Source organism: Amycolatopsis sp. WQ 127309 (genome assembly GCF_023023025.1).
Taxonomy (GTDB): Bacteria; Actinomycetota; Actinomycetes; order Mycobacteriales; family Pseudonocardiaceae; genus Amycolatopsis.
The window spans coordinates 10,235,477-10,251,947 of sequence record NZ_CP095481.1 but is presented as its reverse complement, the minus strand read 5'-3'; the positions used below and the strand labels follow the sequence as shown (position 1 = coordinate 10,251,947).

The following is a 16,471-nucleotide window of genomic DNA, read 5'->3' as shown; positions in this document are numbered from 1 at the left end:
GCAGCTTTCCCCGACCCGGGGTGGATCCGTTCACCGAACGGACCCCCCGGGTCGTTGCTGCGCGCAAGCTGACCCGGCGCGCGGACCGGGACAAGACCGGCCGGTTCCTGGCCGAAGGCGCCAACGCCGTCGAAGCCGCCTTGGCGAACGGAACGGTCCACGAACTGTTCGTGACGTCGCGCGCGGCCGCCCAGCACGCGAACCTGGTCGAGGCCGCCCGCGCGGCCGGCGTCCCGGTCTCGCCGATCACCGACCGCGCCGCGGACGGCCTGTCGGAAACCGTGACGCCCCAAGGCATCGTGGCGGTCTGCGCCCTGCTCGACCATCCACTCGAGACGGCCGTGATCCCGGGCGCCCGGCTGGTGGTCGTGCTGGTGGACATCGCCGACCCGGGCAACGCGGGCACGGTGATCCGCGTGGCGGACGCGGCGGGCGCGGACGCCGTCGTCCTGGCGGGCGACACGGTCGACCCCCACAACGGCAAGTGCGTCCGAGCGGCCGCGGGCAGCCTGTTCCACCTCCCGATCACCCGCGTCCGGGACATCTCGGCCGCGCTGAAGGCCTGTTCGGCGGCGGGCCTGCGCACGTACGCGGCCCACGGCTACGCCGACGCCGAACTCGATCGGGTGGACCTGACCGAGCCGACGGCCTGGGTGTTCGGCAACGAGGCCCACGGCCTTTCGGAAGCTGTTCTGGCCGAGACGGATCTGGCGGTCCGCATCCCGCTGTACGGCAAGGCAGAGAGCCTCAACCTGGCCACGGCGGCGGCGGTCTGCGTCTACACGAGCGCCATGGCGGCCCGCCGCTGAGGCGTGGCCCATCGCCCGCTCAGCCGAGACCACCGCCCGTCCCACCACGGCCTCCCTTGCGTGGCGCCGCAGCGTCGACCCCACCGCGGCCTCCTTTCGTGGCGCCGCGGCGGCCGACCCCACACTGCCCGTCCCGCCGTGGCCGCCCGTCGTGGCGTCCCGGCGGTCGGTCGCGCCGGTGTCCGCCTACCGGACACGCGCTGCAGGCCGACCAGTGGTTTCACCCCGCGCGACCGGATTACCGGCGGCCCGGCCTGGTCATCGTTCAGTCCTGTCAGGCCCGTACCCGGGCGTGCATCGGCACGGGGCGAGGGCGACCAAGGGCGCCCTGACCCGATCCCATAGACTTTTCTTGCCTTTGACCTCTCGTGCGCCGCGTTGTCCGGCGGAGCACGAACGACCAGTCCCAGCGGACGCCGAGGAGTTATGTCCGGAGCCAAGGAGAAGGAAGCCCAGGGCGGCGCGGTTCTCGCCCCCGAGACGCTGCAGGAGGCGGTCAAGGCCGCCGAAGCGGCGTTCGCCGCCGCGACCGGGCTCGATGCGCTGGCCGAGGTCAAGCCCGCGCATCTCGGTGACCACTCGCCGCTGCTGCTGGCGCGCCGCGAGATCGGCGCCCTGCCCAAGCAGGAGAAGGCCGAGGCCGGCAAGCGCGTCAACGAGGCGCGCCAGGCCGTCCAGTCGGCCTTCGACACCCGCCGCGCCGAGCTCCAGGTGGAGCGCGACGAGCGCGTGCTGCGCGAAGAAGCCGTCGATGTCACCCTTCCGTGGGACCGCGTGCCGCGCGGTGCCCGGCACCCGATCAGCACCGTCTCCGAGCGCGTCGCCGACGCGTTCATCGCGATGGGCTACGAGGTCGCCGAAGGCCCGGAGCTCGAAGCCGAGTGGTTCAACTTCGACGCGCTGAACTTCGGCAAGGACCACCCCGCGCGCCAGCTGCAGGACACGTTCTACGTCGGCGAAGAGGACTCCGGCCTGGTGCTGCGCACGCACACCTCGCCCGTCCAGGCCCGCACCCTGCTGCACCGCGACCTGCCCGTGTACGTCGTGTGCCCCGGCCGGACGTACCGCACCGACGAGCTCGACTCGACCCACACCCCGGTGTTCACCCAGGTCGAGGGCCTCGCGGTGGACAAGGGCATCACCATGGCGCACCTCAAGGGCACGCTGGACGCCTTCGCCCGCGCGATGTTCGGCGAGAACTCCAAGACCCGGCTGCGCCCGCACTTCTTCCCGTTCACCGAGCCGTCCGCCGAGGTGGACGTCTGGTTCGAGGAGAAGAAGGGCGGCCCCGGCTGGGTCGAGTGGGGCGGCTGCGGCATGGTCAACCCGAACGTCCTGCGCGCCTGCGGCGTCGACCCCGAGGTGTACTCGGGCTTCGCCTTCGGCATGGGCATCGAGCGCACCCTGCAGTTCCGCAACGGGATCCCGGACATGCGCGACATGGTGGAAGGCGACGTCCGCTTCACCCTTCCCTTCGGAACGGAGGCGTAGTGCGAGTCCCAGTCAGCTGGCTGACCGAACACCTCGACGTGGGCGAGGAGATCACGCCGCAGGACCTGGCCGACGCGTTCGTCCGGATCGGGATCGAGGTCGACGACCTCCGCGAGCTCGGGCCCGTGACCGGCCCGCTGGTCGTCGGCCGCGTGGCCGAGATCGAGGAACTGACCGAGTTCAAGAAGCCGGTGCGCTTCTGCCGCGTCGACGTCGGCGAGGTCGCCGAGGACGACGACGAGCCCGAAGACGACGACGAAGACGAGGACGACGAAGAGTCGGGCGAGTTCGACGAGGGCCCGCACGGCATCAGGACCCGCGGCATCATCTGCGGCGCGCGCAACTTCACCGAGGGCGACCTGGTCGTCGTCGCGCTGCCCGGCGCGGTGCTGCCGGGCGACTTCGCCATCGCCTCCCGCAAGACCTACGGCCGCATCAGCGACGGCATGATCTGCTCGGCGCGCGAGCTCGGCCTCGGCGAGGACCACACCGGCATCCTGGTGCTGCCGCCGGGCACCGCGAGCCCGGGCGACGACGCCCAGGAGCTGCTCGCCCTGAACGACACGGTGATCGAGCTCGCGCCGACCCCGGACCGCGGTTACGCGCTGTCGGTCCGCGGCCTGGCTCGCGAGCTGTCGAACGCCCTCGACGTGCCCTTCGGCGACCCTGCGCTGCTGGAGGTCCCGGCGGCCGAAGGTGACGCCTGGCCGGTCCGCGTCGAGGACCCCGAGGGCTGCCCGCGGTTCGTGCTGCGCCGGGTCACCGGGCTGGACTCGACCGCGCCGACCCCGTGGTGGATGCGGCGGCGGCTGATGCTGGCCGGCATCCGCTCGATCTCCCTGGCCGTCGACGTCACCAACTACGTGATGCTTGAGCTCGGGCACCCGCTGCACGCGTTCGCCACCAAGGCCATCCAGGGCGATCTGGTGGTGCGCAAGGCGAAGCCGGGCGAGAAGCTGACCACCCTGGACGACGTCGAGCGCACGCTCGACCCGGACGACGTGGTGATCGCCGACGACAGCGGCGTCATCTCGCTGGCCGGCACCATGGGTGGCGCGAGCACCGAGATCACGCCGGAGAGCACGGACGTGCTGCTCGAGGCGGCGCACTGGAACCCGGCGTCGATCAGCCGCACGGCCCGGCGCCACAAGCTGTTCTCCGAGGCGGCCAAGCGGTTCGAGCGGTTCACCGACCCGCAGCTGTGCGGGCCGGCGGTCGAGCTGGCCGCCCGGCTGCTGCGGCAGTACGGCGACGCCGCCATCCGGCCCGGCCGCACCGACGAGGGCACGGTCGAGCCGAACCCGCCGGTCCGGATGCCGATCAACCTGCCCGACAAGGTCGCGGGCGTGAGCTACCAGCGCGGCGTGACCGTGCGCCGGCTCAGCCAGATCGGCTGCAAGGTCACGGTCAGCACGGGCGACGACGGCACCGGCCTCGTCACCGCGATCCCGCCGAGCTGGCGCGGTGACCTGCGCCAGCCCGCCGACCTCGTCGAAGAGGTGCTGCGGCTCGAGGGCTACGACAGCATCCCGTCGACGCTGCCCGCCGCCCCGGCCGGCCGCGGCCTGACCGACGGCCAGCGGCGCGTCCGCGGTGTCGCGCGGGCCCTGGCCGAGGCCGGGTACGTCGAGGTGCGCCCGTTCCCGTTCGTCGGCGACGCGGTGTGGGACGCCTTCGGGCTCCCGGCGGACGACGTCCGCCGCAACGCCGTCGTGGTGCGCAACCCGCTGGAGGCCGAGCGCAACAAGCTGGCCACCACGCTGCTGCCGGGCCTGCTGGACACGCTGCAGCGCAACGTGTCGCGCGGGATGAAAGACGTGGCGCTGTTCCACGTCGGCCAGGTCGTGCTGCCCGCGCCGAACCCGCTGAAGGTCCCGGTGCTCGGCGTCGACCGCCGCCCGACCGACGAGGAACTGGCCGTTCTCGAAGAGGCCGTGCCGAAGCAGCCGCTGCACGTCGCCGTCGTGCTCGCCGGCCAGCGCCACCGCGCCGGCTGGTGGGGCGGGGGCGAGCAGGCGAGCTGGGCCGACGCGGTGCAGGCCGCCCGGACGATCGCCGAGGCCGCCGGGGTCGAGCTGACCACGCAGGCCACCGATCTGCCGCCGTGGCACCCGGGCCGCTGCGCCCAGCTGCGGGTCGGCGACTGGCCGGTCGGCCATGCGGGCGAGCTGCACCCCAAGGTCGTCGAGGCGCTCGGCCTGCCGCCGCGCACCGTGGCGATGGAGCTCGACCTCGACGCGATCCCGCTGCCGGACTCCCGGCCGGCGCCGAGCGTGTCCGGCTACCCGCCGGTGCTGCTCGACGTCGCGCTGGTCGCGGCCGCGGACGTTCCGTCGGGTGACCTGGCCGCGGTGCTGCGCACCGGGGCGGGCGAGCTGCTCGAGGACATCACGCTGTTCGACGTCTACGCCGGCGAGCAGGTCGGCGAGGGCAAGCGGTCGCTGGCCTACAAGCTGCGCTTCCGCGCCCCGGACCGGACGCTGACCGTCGACGAGGCGACCAAGGCCCGCGACGCCGCGGTCGCCGCGGCGGGCGAACGGTTCGAAGCGACCTTGCGCTGACGCACGACGCTCTCGAAGAGGGGCCGGGAAACCGGCCCCTCTTTCGCGTCCGGCCCCGCACACCCGACCGACCAGTCGCACCAGAACGCAGGCGACCCACCAGGCGCGCGCCCCGACCCTCCAGGCACGCGAGCCGACTCTCCGGGTACGCGACCCGACCGTCCGGGCACACCGGTCGGCCGTAGGTGTCGCGGCGCCGGGCACCTCTTCGAAGCCGAACGTCACCCGATGTGCTTGAGCGCCTCCCGGCGCGACAGCCCCGACAGGCCGGGGTGATCGTCCACGAAGGACCGCACCCAGTCCGGTGACGTCTTCGCGTAGTCGCGCAGTGCCCAGCCGATTCCCTTGCGCAGGAAGAACTCCGGCTCGGCGATCGCGGGTTCGATCGCCCGGGTCAGCAGGTCGGTGTCGGTGTCCTCCTTCGCGCCGACCTGGCAGATGATCGCCGTGCGCCGCCGCCAGAGGTCGTCGTCGGCCGCCCAGCGCAGCATGATCGGCGTGACCTCGCCGCGGGCGGAACGCAGGATCGGGCCCACCCGCCGGATCGCCAGCTCGTCGACGTGGTCCCACCACGCCCCCGTGACGATCATTTCCTCGTACATCGGGATCAGCCCGGGATCCTGCCACGACCGGTAGGCGCGATAGCCGGAAAGATCGACCGCCGCGTACCGCTCCTCCCGGAACTCGGCGTCCCGCCACAGCGCCAGGATCGTCGCCGAATACGTCACTCGATCGGGCAGTATGTGGTCGGCGAACACCCGCTTGAGAAGCATGCTCCGCTCCGGTTTGGCCACTCCGCGATACGGCATGGCCGACTTCATGTACGCCCGCATCTCGGGTGCCTTCACCGGATCGCCCAGCTCGGCCAGCCCGGTGCGGACGGCTTTGACCAGCCGTTCGTCCGCGGTCATCCGTCCTCCCGTCATCCCCGGTCGCCCGGAGCGTACCGGCGGCCACCGACGGTTCCGGGTGCTCGCCGATCGGGGGAGGTCCCGACGAAAGGCGGATGGCGGAAGTCGTGGCGGTCAGCGAGATTGTGCAGGGTTGCCGGTAGTTTCGGCGAAATCCGGCGAACTCTGTCGAATGCGGACGAAAAGGACGACTGTGATAAGAATCGTTGCCGCTGTCGCCGCTGTGGGGCTCGCGGCCGGGCTGCTGGCCGCCGCACCCGCCGCGTCGGCGGACCCCGGGGTGCAGTTCAGTCCCGCGCCGATCGCCTGGGGGCCCTGCGACTCGGCGAGCCTCAAGGCGGCGGGCGCCGAGTGCGGCTTCCTCGAAGTGCCGATGGACTACGCGAAGCCGGGCGGGGCGAAGGTCTCCGTCGCGGTGTCGCGGATCAAGCACAAGACCGCGCAGTCCCAAGGGATCATGCTGGTGAACCCGGGCGGCCCCGGCGGGTCCGGCCTCGGGCTCTCGGTGCTCGGCAAGTACGTGCCGAACCACGCGGGGGACAACTACGACTGGATCGGCTTCGACCCGCGGGGCGTCGGCTCCAGCAAGCCCGCGATCAGCTGTGACGGCAACTACTTCAGCTACGACCGGCCGGCGTACGTGCCGACCTCGCCGAAGCTGGAGAAGACCTGGCTCGACCGCTCCAAGGGCTACGCGCAGGCGTGCCGCAAGAACGGCGCGATCCTCGACCACCTGAAGACGACCGACGTCGCGCAGGACATGGACAGCCTGCGCAAGGCGCTGGGCGAGAAGCAGATCAACTACTACGGCTTCTCCTACGGCACCTACCTCGGCCAGGTGTACAGCACGATGTACCCCAAGAACGTCCGCCGGATGGTGCTCGACGGCAACGTCGACCCGCGGAAGGTCTGGTACCAGGCCAACCTCGACCAGGACGTCGCGTTCGACAAGAACATCAAGATCTACTTCGACTGGCTGGCGTCCTACGACAGCGTCTACCACCTGGGCAAGACCGGTTCCGCGGTGGAGAAGCTCTGGTACGACACCCAGCGCAAGCTCGCCAGGAACCCGGCCGGCGGGGTGATCGGCGGTGACGAGTGGACCGACGTCTTCCTGCAGGCCGGCTACTACGTCTTCGGCTGGGTCGACATGGCCAAGGCGTTCGACGGTTTCGTCCACAAGGGTGACTGGCAGACGCTGAAGGCGCTCTACGACGACTCGAACCCGCCCGGCGACGACAACGGTTTCGCCGTCTACCTGGGTGTGCAGTGCACCGACACCCAGTGGCCGACCAGCTGGAACAAGTGGCGGGTCGACAACTGGCTGACCTACGCCAAGGCCCCGTTCGAGACCTGGGGCAACGCCTGGTTCAACGCACCCTGCGTGTTCTGGCCGGCGAAGGCGGGCAAGCCCGTCGACATCAACGGCAGCAAGGTCGCCGGGGCGCTCCTCATCAGCGAAGAGCTCGACGCCGCGACGCCGTACGCCGGCAGCCTCGAGGTCCGCAAGCGGTTCCCGAACTCGAGCCTGATCAGCGCGCCGGGCGGCACCACGCACGCCGGTTCGCTGTCCGGGGTGTCCTGTGTGGACGACAAGATCGCCGACTACCTGGCGAACGGAACGTTGCCGGCGCGCCGGCCCGGCAACCACTCCGACGTCCAGTGCAGCCCGGTTCCGCCGCCGGTGCCCGACGGCGCCGCCGCGCAGAAGTCGGACAACACCGCGAAGGCGGCCCAGGAGAAGCAGCGCACCTTGGCTCAGCTGCTGCACTTCTGAGCGGAATCGACGTGGGTCAGTGCCCCGGTCCGGCTCGTCCGGACCGGGGCACCGTCTTGTCCGCAGGTGTCGCATCGTGGCCTCCCGGTGACGTGGTGTGGTCGACGAGGACGCTAGGGGAGGGGTCCGACAATTTCGGAGCGGAGTCGGCCGTGAGCAGCGCGTGGCCGAAAATTGTCGGGGGTGCGCGCTAGCTTCACGGCATGTCGATCATCGAAGAGCGCCGGACCGAGATCCGGGCACAGGAGATCATCTACCAGATCGCGGTCGCCACCAGGACGGACGAAGACCGCGCCGAACCGAACACCAGGGTGATGATCACCCTGGAAGCCGGCGGTCCCGAGGGCGAACCGGTCGCCGAGGGCAGCCTCGACCTGGACGTCGCCGTGGCGGCCACGGTGGCCGACCTGGTCGCCGACGGCCTGTTGTCCGCGACGACCGGCGCCGGCCGGTCGTCGCGGCGAAGATCCGCGGCCCGGGCCGCCCAGCAAGGCCGCCCGTGGAACGACGAGATGGACGCGGAGCTGGAGAGCCGGTGGCTGGCCGGCGAGAGCGTCACGGAGATCGCGGCGTACTTCGAGCGCACCCCCGGTGGCATCCGCTCCCGGCTGCCGCGCGTGGGCTGCGACCCGGAGAACCCGGGCTGCTACCTCCCCGTGCCGCCGAGCCGGCGCGTGGACCTGGACGGGGGTGAACCGGGCTGAGCACGGTGGCGGGCCGGTCCACTCCGGACCGTCCCGCCACCGCGGCCGTCCCGTTTCCTTCACCCACCGGAGTTGTCCTGATGAGTTTCGATCTCGCCGTGTGGCACCAGCCCACGGCCGCCGAAGAAGCGGCCCGCAAGTACGCCGCGCTGACGTCCCCCGAACCGGTGGTGATCCCGCTGCACCCCCGGGCCGTCGCGTACCACCGGGAGCTGACGGCCCGCTACCCGGAACTGACCGACGTGCCGGTCGAGGACCTCGGCAGCTGCCCGTGGTCGTGCGCCTTGACCGTCGCCGGTGACGGCGTGGTCATGTCGCTGAGCTGGTCCGCTCCCGACGCCGTCGTGTCGTACGTCCAGGAGCTGGCCGGGCGGCACGGGATGGTCCTCTACGACCCGCAGGACGCCACCGTGTACCCACCCTCGGGCGGTGCAGAGTGAGTTCCGTGCCGGGGAACCCGGACGACCGCGGATCAGCCGCCCACGCCCGCGCCCGCCAGCGCGCGGGCGGCGAGGACCTCCAGGCGGGCCACCAGTTCCGGCGGCTCCTCGACCGTGAACGCGCAGCCCAGCCCGAGCAGGCGGAACGCGAGCCAGTCCAGGGTGTCCCCGTGGCTGTGCCAGCGGCAGCCACCGTCCGGCAGCGGCGTCAGCTCGCCCACCGCCGTGCCCAGGCGCGGGGTGATCTCGTCGGCCGTCGCGGCCAGCGTGGCCACCGCCTGGTAGGTGGGCGCGAGGTCGTAGAGCCGTTCGACGACGTAGGCCGCGAGATCCGTCGCGGGTGGCCGGCGCGGGGCGATGCGGCCGCCGGTCGCCTCGGCGTCGTGGACCCGGTCGACGCGGAAGACCCGCCAGTCGTCCCGGTCGAGGTCGAAGGCGACCAGGTACCAGCGCCGTCCGGTGGCGACCAGCCGGAGCGGCTCGGCCCGGCGCCGGGACTCGGTCCCGTCGCCCGAGTGGTAGCGGAACCGGACCGTCTCGTTGTTGGTGATCGCGCCGGCGAACACGGTCAGCTGCGCGGGGTCGACGACGGGGCCGGTGGCCGGCACCGCGACGGTCGCCGTGCCGATCGTGCTCACCCTGCGGCGCAACCGCGCGGGCAGGATCTGCTCGAGCTTGGCCAGCGCCCGCACGGACGCTTCCTCGATGCCGTCGACGGCTTGGCCCGCGGCCGTCCGCAAGCCCACGGCGATCGCGACGGCTTCGTCGTCGTCGAGCACGAGGGGTGGCATCGCGGTGCCGGCGATCAGCCGGTAGCCACCGGTGACGCCGCGGCTGGCCTCGACCGGGTAGCCGAGTTCGCGCAGCCGCTCGACATCACGGCGGATCGTGCGCGGGCTGACCCCGAGCCGGTCGGCCAGTTCGCTGCCCGGCCACTCCCGTGGGGTCTGGAGCAGCGAGAGCAGTCCGAGCAGCCGCGCCGGGGTGTCCGTCATCGGCACAGCATCCCAAGCGCCGCGGCACGGCGTCCGCGCGGTGGCGGGCACCACTTCCCGGTATTCCTGTTTGTTTAGCCTTGCAAGGGCGTGCATAATCATGCGTATGACGGTGAACATCGCGGTGACCGGAGCCAGCGGGTACGCGGGCGGCGAACTCCTGCGCCTGCTGCTGGCCCATCCCGAGGTCGAGATCGGCACGCTCACGGCGGCCAGCAGCGCCGGCACGAAGCTCGGCGTCCACCAGCCACACCTGGTTCCCCTGGCCGACCGTGTCCTGACGGAGACCACGCCGGAGACCCTGGCCGGCCACGACGTCGTCTTCCTGGCCCTGCCCCACGGGCACTCCGCGGCGATCGCGGCGCAGCTCGGCCCGGACGTCCTGGTCGTCGACCTCGGCGCCGACCACCGGCTGGCCGACGCGGCCGATTGGCAGCGTTGGTACGGCGGTGACCACGCCGGCCAATGGCCGTACGGCCTCCCCGAACTGCCGGGCGCGCGGGAGAAGCTCGCCGGCACGAAGCGCATCGCCGTGCCGGGTTGCTTCCCGACCGGCGGCTCGCTCGCCCTCGCGCCCGCCCTGGGCGCCGGCCTGATCGAGCCCGACGTGACGGTCGTGGCCGTCACCGGCACCTCCGGCGCGGGCAAGAGCCTGAAGCCTAACCTGCTCGGCTCCGAGGTGATGGGCTCGGCCAGCGCGTACGGCGTCGGCGGCGCCCACCGCCACACCCCGGAGTTCGCGCAGAACCTCGCCGCTGTCGCGGGTGAGCGGGTCACCGTGTCCTTCACCCCGGTGCTCGCGCCGATGCCGCGCGGCATCCTCACCACGGCGAGTGCCCCGCTGAAGGCGGGCATCGACGCGGCCGCTGTCCGCGAAGCCTACGAAAAGGCCTACGACGCGGAACCGTTCGTCCAGCTCCTGCCCGAAGGCGCCTGGCCGACCACCTCCGCGACGCTCGGCTCGAACAACGTCCAGCTCCAGGTCACGGTCGACACCGACGCGCGGCGCCTGGTCGTCGTCGCCGCGATCGACAACCTGACCAAGGGCACCGCGGGCGGTGCCGTCCAGTCGATGAACCTGGCCCTCGGCCTCCCCGAAACCACCGGCCTTTCCACCGTAGGAGTGGCACCGTGACCGTCACCGGCCCCCAGGGCTTCCGCGCAGCCGGCGTCGCCGCCGGGATCAAGGCGTCCGGCGCCCTCGACTTCACGCTGGTCGTCAACGACGGCCCGCTCGACGTCGCCGCGGGTGTGTTCACCCGCAACGTGATCAAGGCCGCGCCCGTGCTGTGGTCGCAGGAGGTGCTCAAGCAGCAGCGGCTCAAGGCCGTCGTCCTCAACTCCGGCGGCGCCAACGCGGCCACCGGGCCCGGCGGTTTCCAGGACACCCACGCCACGGCCGAGAAGGTCGCCGAGGTGCTCGGCGCCGGCGCGATCGAGGTGGCCGTCTGCTCCACCGGCCTGATCGGTGAACGCCTGCCGATGGACGCCGTGCTGGCCGGGGTCGACACCGCCGTGAAGGCCCTCGACGCGAGTGACCAGGCGAGCCTGAACGCAGCCACCGGCGTGATGACCACGGACACGAAACCGAAGCAGGCCTTCGCGAAGCACGACTCCGGCTGGAGCGTCGGCGGGTTCGCCAAGGGCGCGGGCATGCTCGCCCCGAACCTCGCCACCATGCTCTCGGTCCTCACCACCGACGCCGTGGCGGACAAGGAAACCCTCGACCGCGCCCTGCGCGCGGCCACCCACGTCACGTTCGACCGCCTCGACGTCGACGGCGGCACGTCCACCAACGACACGGTGCTGGTCCTGGCCTCCGGAGCGAGCGGCGTCGAACCCACCGAGGCGGAGCTCGCCGAGCTGCTCACCGCGGTCAGCCACGACCTGGTGCTCCAGCTGCGCGCCGACTCCGAGGGTGCGACGAAGGACGTCGACATCACCGTGAAGGGCGCGGAGTCGGAGACCGACGCGATCGCCGTCGCCCGCACGATCGCCGAGGACAACCTGGTCAAGACGGCCCTCTTCGGCTCCGACCCGAACTGGGGCCGGATCGCCATGGCGCTCGGCCGCGTCCCGGCCCGCATCGACCCGGAGACCGTGTCGATCGCGGTCAACGGCGTCACCCTGTTCGCGAAGGGGATGCCGGCCGCCGACCGGTCCGAGGCCGACCTCACCGGCCGGGCCATCGAGATCGTCGTCGACCTGGGCGTCGGGTCGGCCGGATCGACGGTCTACACCACGGATCTTTCGCACGGTTACGTCGAAGAGAACAGCGCGTACTCCTCATGACCGGCTCGGAGGCTCTGATTTCCGCGGACGAGAGACTGGCGACGGCGGCCGAGAAGGCCGGGGTGCTCATCGAGGCGCTGCCCTGGCTGCAGCGGTTCCACGGCGCCACCGTCGTGGTGAAGTACGGCGGCAACGCCATGATCGACGACGCCCTGAAGGCGGCCTTCGCCGAGGACATGGTGTTCCTCCGGCTGGCCGGCCTGCGCCCGGTCGTCGTGCACGGCGGCGGTCCGCAGATCACCGCGATGCTCAACCGGCTCGGCGTGCCCGGCGAGTTCAAGGGCGGGCTGCGCGTCACCACGCCGGAGACGATGGACATCGTCCGGATGGTGCTCACCGGCCAGGTCAGCCGCGAGCTCGTCGGGCTGATCAACGCCCACGGGCCGTACGCGGTCGGCATCTCCGGCGAGGACGCCCGGCTGTTCACCGCCGAGCGCAAACAGGCCACTGTGGACGGTGAACAAGTCGACATCGGCCTGGTCGGCGAGGTCGCCGAGGTCAACCCGGACGCCGTGCTCGACATCGTCAACGCCGGGCGCATCCCGGTGGTGTCCACGGTCGCCCCGGACGTCGACGGAGTGGTGCACAACGTCAACGCCGACACCGCGGCCGGAGCGCTGGCGGCCGCGCTGGGCGCCGAAAAGCTCGTCGTGCTCACCGACGTCGAAGGCCTGTACGCGGACTGGCCGGACCGCTCGTCGCTGATCGACCGCATCCGCGTCGACCACCTCGAGCCGATGCTGCCCGGCCTGGCCAGCGGCATGATCCCGAAGATGGAGGCGTGCGTGCGCGCCATCCGCGGCGGGGTGCGCCGGGCCCACGTGATCGACGGCCGCCTCGCCCATTCGGTGCTGCTGGAGGTCTTCACCTCCCGCGGCGTCGGCACCATGGTCTTCCCCGAAACGGAGCTCCCGTGACCGACCTCAAGTCCAATGTGGATGGCCAGCAGCACTGGAAGTCCGCGCTGATGGACAACTACGGCACCCCCGCGCTGACCCTCGTCCGCGGCGAGGGCGCGAAGGTGTGGGACGCCGACGGCGCCGAGTACGTCGACCTGGTCGGCGGCATCGCCGTCAACGCGCTCGGCCACGCGCACCCGGCGATCGTCGCCGCGGTCACCGAGCAGATCTCGCGGCTCGGCCACACGTCGAACCTGTACGTCAACCCGGTCGCCGTCGAGCTCGCCGAAGCGCTGCTCGACGTCGCCGGCCTCGCCGGCAACGGCAAGGTGCTGTTCGTCAACTCCGGAGCCGAGGCGAACGAAGCCGCGCTGAAGATCAGCCGGCTGACCGGGCGCACCAAGGTGATCGCGGCCGAGGGCGCGTTCCACGGCCGGACCATGGGCGCGTTGACCCTCACCGGGCAGCCCGGCAAGCGCGACCCGTTCAAGCCGCTGGTGCCCGGGGTGGAGCACGTGCCGTTCGGGGACGTCGCGGCGCTCAAGGCGGCCGTCGACACCGACACCGCGGCCGTGTTCCTGGAGCCGGTGCTCGGCGAAGCCGGGGTGATCCCGGCGCCGGACGGCTACCTGCAGGCCGCGCGCGAGATCACCAAGGCCACCGGCACGTTGCTGGTGCTCGACGAGGTGCAGACCGGCCTCGGCCGGCTCGGCACCTGGTTCGGCTACCAGCAGGCCGGCATCGTGCCGGACGTGATCACCCTGGCCAAGGGGCTCGGCGGCGGCCTGCCGCTGGGCGCGGTGATCGGCGTCGGCGCGGCGGCCGACCTGCTCAAGCCCGGCCAGCACGGCACCACGTTCGGCGGCAACCCCGTCTGCTGCGCGGCGGGCCTGGCCGTGCTCCGGACCATCGCCGACGACAACCTCCTCGACCACGTCTCCGCGCTGGGCAAGGACATCGCGGCGGGCGTCGAAGCGCTCGGCCACCCGCTCGTCGCCGGGGTGCGCGGCGCGGGCCTGCTGCTGGGGATCTCGCTGCGCCGGCCCGTCTCGGTAGCGGTGGCCAAGGCCGTCCAGGACGCCGGCTACCTGGTCAACCCGATCGCGCCCGACACCGTGCGGCTCGCGCCGCCGCTCGTGCTGGACAGCGACCAGGCCGACGGCTTCCTCGCCGCGCTTCCGGGCGCGCTCGACGCCGCGGCCACCGAATCGAAGGACTCCGACTGATGCCCCGCCACTTCCTCCGCGACGACGACGTCAGTCCCGCCGAGCAGAAAGCCATCCTCGACCTCGCCGACGCGCTGAAGGCCGACCCGCTCGGCAACCGCACGCTGGCCGGGAAGTCCGTCACGGCGATCTTCGAGAAGAACTCGACCCGCACCCGGTTCTCTTTCGAGGTGGGCATCAGCCAGCTCGGCGGGCACCCGGTGATCGTCGACGGCCGGTCGATGCAGCTGGGCCGGGAAGAGACGATCGAGGACACCTCGCGCGTGCTGTCGCGGTACGTCGACGCGATCGTCTGGCGGACCTTCGCGCAGAAGCGCATCGAAGCGATGGCCTCGGCCGCGTCGATCCCGGTCGTCAACGCGCTGACCGACGAGTTCCACCCGTGCCAGGTGCTCACCGACCTGATGACGATCCGGGAGCGCAAGGGTGAGCTCGCCGGGCTCACCCTCGTCTACCTCGGTGACGGCGCCAACAACATGGCGCACTCGCTGCTGCTCGGCGGTGTCACCGCCGGGATGCACGTCCGGGTGGTCTCGCCGCTCGGGTTCCAGCCCGACCAGCAGGTCATCCTCGACGCCAAGACGCGCGGTGAGGACACCGGCGGCACGGCCACGGCGTTCACCGATCCATACGAAGCGGTGGCCGGCGCCGACGTGCTCGTCACCGACACCTGGACGTCGATGGGGCAGGAGAACGACGGCCTCGACCGGATCGGCCCGTTCCGCGCCCTCCAGGTCAACACCGAGCTGCTGAAGAAGGCGGCGGACGACGCGATCGTGCTCCACTGCCTGCCGGCGCACCGCGGCTGGGAGATCACCGACGAGGTGATCGACGGCCCGGCCAGCGCGGTGTGGGACGAGGCCGAGAACCGGCTGCACGTCCAGAAGGCGCTGCTGGTCTGGCTCTTCGAAGAGAGCCGGCCCGAAGAGAGCCGGCGATGACCAGCAGCCGGGTGGGGCGGCAGGCCAGGATCACCGAGCTGGTGTCGTCCACGACCATCCGCAGCCAGACCGAGCTCGCGAAGCTGCTGGCCGCGGAGGGCATCGACGTCACCCAGGCGACGCTGTCGCGCGACCTCGACGAGCTGGGCGCGGTCAAGCTGCGCGGCCCGGACTCCGGCGCGCCGGTCTACGTGATCCCCGAGGACGGCAGCCCGGTCCGCGGGGTCCAGGGTGGCACGTCACGCCTGTCCCGGCTGCTGGCCGAGCTGATGGTCTCGGCCGACTCGTCGGGCAACCTGATGGTCCTGCGGACCCCGCCGGGCGCGGCGCAGTTCCTGGCCAGCGCCATCGACCGCGCGGCGCTGGAGGAGGTCGTCGGCTCGATCGCGGGCGACGACACCGTCGCCGTCATCGCCCGGGAACCCTTGTCGGGCAAGGAACTCGCCGAACGCTTCGCCGCGCTGGCCCAGCGCTCGGTCACGGAACACGGAGACGAGACAACGCCATGATCGTGCTCGCCGGTACCGGTGGGGAGGTCGCCCCGGCCGCCGCGAAGCTCGCCGAGGAGACCGGAGCCGAGGTCGTGACGCTCGTCGTCGACCTCGGCGGCCACCCGCCGGCCGGCGGCTCGAACCACGACACGGCCGCCTTCGCGGACGACCACTGCCTTCCGGCGATCCAGGCCAACGCGCTCGTCACCGGACTGGCCTGGCCCGCGGTCGTCCGCCGGCTGGCCGACGCGGCCCGGCGGTGCGGCGCCACGACCGTCGCGCACGGGTACGCCGGGCGCGGCGCGCACCGGTTCGCGGCCGGGCTGGCCGCGGTCGCTCCGGATCTCCGGGTGCTCGCGGTGCCCGGCGCGCCCCCGGCCGAGCGGACTCTCTGGGGGTACGTGGTCGAACCCGGCGACCGGTGGCGGTTCCCCGCCGAGGGGGAGTTCCTCGCCCCGGAGGAGGTCACCGTGACCTTCGACGCCGGGGTCCCGGTGGCGGTCGACGGTGAGACGGTCTCGGTCGCCGAAGCCCTCCGGAGGCTGAACCGCCGGGCGGCGGCGCAGGGCGCCGGGAAACACCGGACCGAAGACGGCCGGACGTTCGCGGCTCCGGGCGCACTCGTGCTGGTCACGGCGCACCGTGCGCTCGAAAGCGCCACCCTCGAGCCGGAGCTGGCCCGGTTCAAGCGGCAGGTCGACCGCGAATGGGCCACCCTGGTCCGCGACGGCCAGTGGTTCTCACCGCTGAAGCACGCGCTGGACAGCTTCGTCGTCGAAGCGCAGGAAGCGGTCTCGGGCGACGTGCGGCTGTTGCTGCACGACGGCCGCGTCACCGCGCTCGAACCGCGTGACGCCCGGCCCGCGGCGGAGTACGTCGCGCGGCCCGGCAAGATCACCGCACAAGCTTGACCCACCGATCGAACCAGATACAG

At 72.0% G+C, this 16,471-nt stretch carries 15 protein-coding genes; 13 read left to right on the top strand and 2 right to left on the bottom strand.

The genetic code is table 11. The annotated features are described in order from the left end of the window. Window positions 1-20 precede the first annotated feature (20 nt). The 3 genes from MUY22_RS45130 to pheT all read left to right on the top strand — a co-directional run bounded on the left by MUY22_RS45130 (window position 21) and on the right by pheT (window position 4,861). The gene (locus MUY22_RS45130) at window positions 21-809 is read left to right on the top strand and encodes an RNA methyltransferase (RefSeq protein WP_256475142.1); all 789 of its coding nucleotides are present in this window, start codon (window positions 21-23) and stop codon (window positions 807-809) included. A gap of 426 nt (window positions 810-1,235) precedes the next feature. Next, window positions 1,236-2,300 carry a phenylalanine--tRNA ligase subunit alpha gene (gene pheS / locus MUY22_RS45125; RefSeq protein WP_247054031.1) on the top strand — a complete coding sequence of 355 codons (1,065 nt, stop codon included), beginning with the start codon at window positions 1,236-1,238 and terminating at the stop codon, window positions 2,298-2,300. After that, window positions 2,300-4,861 carry a phenylalanine--tRNA ligase subunit beta gene (pheT, locus tag MUY22_RS45120; RefSeq protein ID WP_247054029.1) on the top strand — a complete coding sequence of 854 codons (2,562 nt, stop codon included), beginning with the start codon at window positions 2,300-2,302 and terminating at the stop codon, window positions 4,859-4,861. Before pheS ends, pheT begins: the two co-directional genes overlap by 1 nt. 221 nt (window positions 4,862-5,082) lie before the next feature. On the opposite strand, the gene MUY22_RS45115 is transcribed toward pheT, so the two are convergent. After that, on the bottom strand, window positions 5,083-5,772 hold the full coding sequence (locus tag MUY22_RS45115; RefSeq protein ID WP_247054027.1) for a DNA alkylation repair protein: 690 nt from the start codon (window positions 5,770-5,772) through the stop codon (window positions 5,083-5,085). Window positions 5,773-5,965: 193 nt separating this feature from the next. Between MUY22_RS45115 and MUY22_RS45110 the strand changes: the two genes are divergently transcribed. The 3 genes from MUY22_RS45110 to MUY22_RS45100 all read left to right on the top strand — a co-directional run bounded on the left by MUY22_RS45110 (window position 5,966) and on the right by MUY22_RS45100 (window position 8,693). Next, window positions 5,966-7,549, top strand: a complete 1,584-nt coding sequence (locus MUY22_RS45110; RefSeq protein WP_247054024.1) for an alpha/beta hydrolase — start codon at window positions 5,966-5,968, stop codon at window positions 7,547-7,549. Window positions 7,550-7,752: 203 nt separating this feature from the next. Further along, window positions 7,753-8,253 (top strand): helix-turn-helix domain containing protein, encoded by a 501-nt coding sequence (locus MUY22_RS45105; protein ID WP_247054022.1) that lies wholly within the window; start codon window positions 7,753-7,755, stop codon window positions 8,251-8,253. A gap of 80 nt (window positions 8,254-8,333) precedes the next feature. After that, the gene (locus tag MUY22_RS45100; RefSeq protein ID WP_247054020.1) at window positions 8,334-8,693 is read left to right on the top strand and encodes a hypothetical protein; all 360 of its coding nucleotides are present in this window, start codon (window positions 8,334-8,336) and stop codon (window positions 8,691-8,693) included. 32 nt (window positions 8,694-8,725) lie between these two features. On the opposite strand, the gene MUY22_RS45095 is transcribed toward MUY22_RS45100, so the two are convergent. Beyond that, window positions 8,726-9,688 (bottom strand): YafY family protein, encoded by a 963-nt coding sequence (locus MUY22_RS45095; protein WP_247054018.1) that lies wholly within the window; start codon window positions 9,686-9,688, stop codon window positions 8,726-8,728. Window positions 9,689-9,794: 106 nt separating this feature from the next. On the opposite strand from MUY22_RS45095, the gene argC reads away from it, so the two are divergent. From argC to MUY22_RS45060, 7 genes are read left to right on the top strand one after another with little or no spacing between them, the layout of a single operon-like run. After that, the gene (argC, locus tag MUY22_RS45090) at window positions 9,795-10,823 is read left to right on the top strand and encodes an N-acetyl-gamma-glutamyl-phosphate reductase (RefSeq protein WP_247054016.1); all 1,029 of its coding nucleotides are present in this window, start codon (window positions 9,795-9,797) and stop codon (window positions 10,821-10,823) included. Beyond that, window positions 10,820-11,980 carry a bifunctional glutamate N-acetyltransferase/amino-acid acetyltransferase ArgJ gene (gene argJ, locus MUY22_RS45085; protein ID WP_247054014.1) on the top strand — a complete coding sequence of 387 codons (1,161 nt, stop codon included), beginning with the start codon at window positions 10,820-10,822 and terminating at the stop codon, window positions 11,978-11,980. The genes argC and argJ overlap by 4 nt, the downstream gene beginning before the upstream one ends. Next, a complete protein-coding gene (gene argB, locus MUY22_RS45080) occupies window positions 11,977-12,897 on the top strand; it encodes an acetylglutamate kinase (protein WP_247054011.1) in 921 nt (306 codons plus the stop codon). Before argJ ends, argB begins: the two co-directional genes overlap by 4 nt. Continuing rightward, window positions 12,894-14,105, top strand: coding sequence for an acetylornithine transaminase (locus MUY22_RS45075; protein WP_247054009.1), 1,212 nt, complete (start codon window positions 12,894-12,896; stop codon window positions 14,103-14,105). Before argB ends, MUY22_RS45075 begins: the two co-directional genes overlap by 4 nt. After that, on the top strand, window positions 14,105-15,046 hold the full coding sequence (gene argF, locus MUY22_RS45070) for an ornithine carbamoyltransferase (RefSeq protein WP_247054007.1): 942 nt from the start codon (window positions 14,105-14,107) through the stop codon (window positions 15,044-15,046). Before MUY22_RS45075 ends, argF begins: the two co-directional genes overlap by 1 nt. Beyond that, window positions 15,043-15,555, top strand: coding sequence for an arginine repressor (locus tag MUY22_RS45065; RefSeq protein WP_247054004.1), 513 nt, complete (start codon window positions 15,043-15,045; stop codon window positions 15,553-15,555). Before argF ends, MUY22_RS45065 begins: the two co-directional genes overlap by 4 nt. Beyond that, a complete protein-coding gene (locus MUY22_RS45060; RefSeq protein WP_247054002.1) occupies window positions 15,552-16,448 on the top strand; it encodes an argininosuccinate synthase domain-containing protein in 897 nt (298 codons plus the stop codon). Before MUY22_RS45065 ends, MUY22_RS45060 begins: the two co-directional genes overlap by 4 nt. The last annotated feature ends 23 nt before the right edge of the window (window positions 16,449-16,471 follow it).

Coding starts and splice junctions, on each gene's coding strand:
- pheS (WP_247054031.1), top strand. CDS start 1,236: ATGTCCGGAGCCAAGGAGAAGGAAGCCCAGGGCGGCGCGGTTCTCGCC.
- MUY22_RS45115 (WP_247054027.1), bottom strand. CDS start 5,772: ATGACCGCGGACGAACGGCTGGTCAAAGCCGTCCGCACCGGGCTGGCC.
- MUY22_RS45105 (WP_247054022.1), top strand. CDS start 7,753: ATGTCGATCATCGAAGAGCGCCGGACCGAGATCCGGGCACAGGAGATC.
- MUY22_RS45100 (WP_247054020.1), top strand. CDS start 8,334: ATGAGTTTCGATCTCGCCGTGTGGCACCAGCCCACGGCCGCCGAAGAA.
- MUY22_RS45095 (WP_247054018.1), bottom strand. CDS start 9,688: ATGACGGACACCCCGGCGCGGCTGCTCGGACTGCTCTCGCTGCTCCAG.
- argC (WP_247054016.1), top strand. CDS start 9,795: ATGACGGTGAACATCGCGGTGACCGGAGCCAGCGGGTACGCGGGCGGC.
- argB (WP_247054011.1), top strand. CDS start 11,977: ATGACCGGCTCGGAGGCTCTGATTTCCGCGGACGAGAGACTGGCGACG.
- argF (WP_247054007.1), top strand. CDS start 14,105: ATGCCCCGCCACTTCCTCCGCGACGACGACGTCAGTCCCGCCGAGCAG.
- MUY22_RS45065 (WP_247054004.1), top strand. CDS start 15,043: ATGACCAGCAGCCGGGTGGGGCGGCAGGCCAGGATCACCGAGCTGGTG.
- MUY22_RS45060 (WP_247054002.1), top strand. CDS start 15,552: ATGATCGTGCTCGCCGGTACCGGTGGGGAGGTCGCCCCGGCCGCCGCG.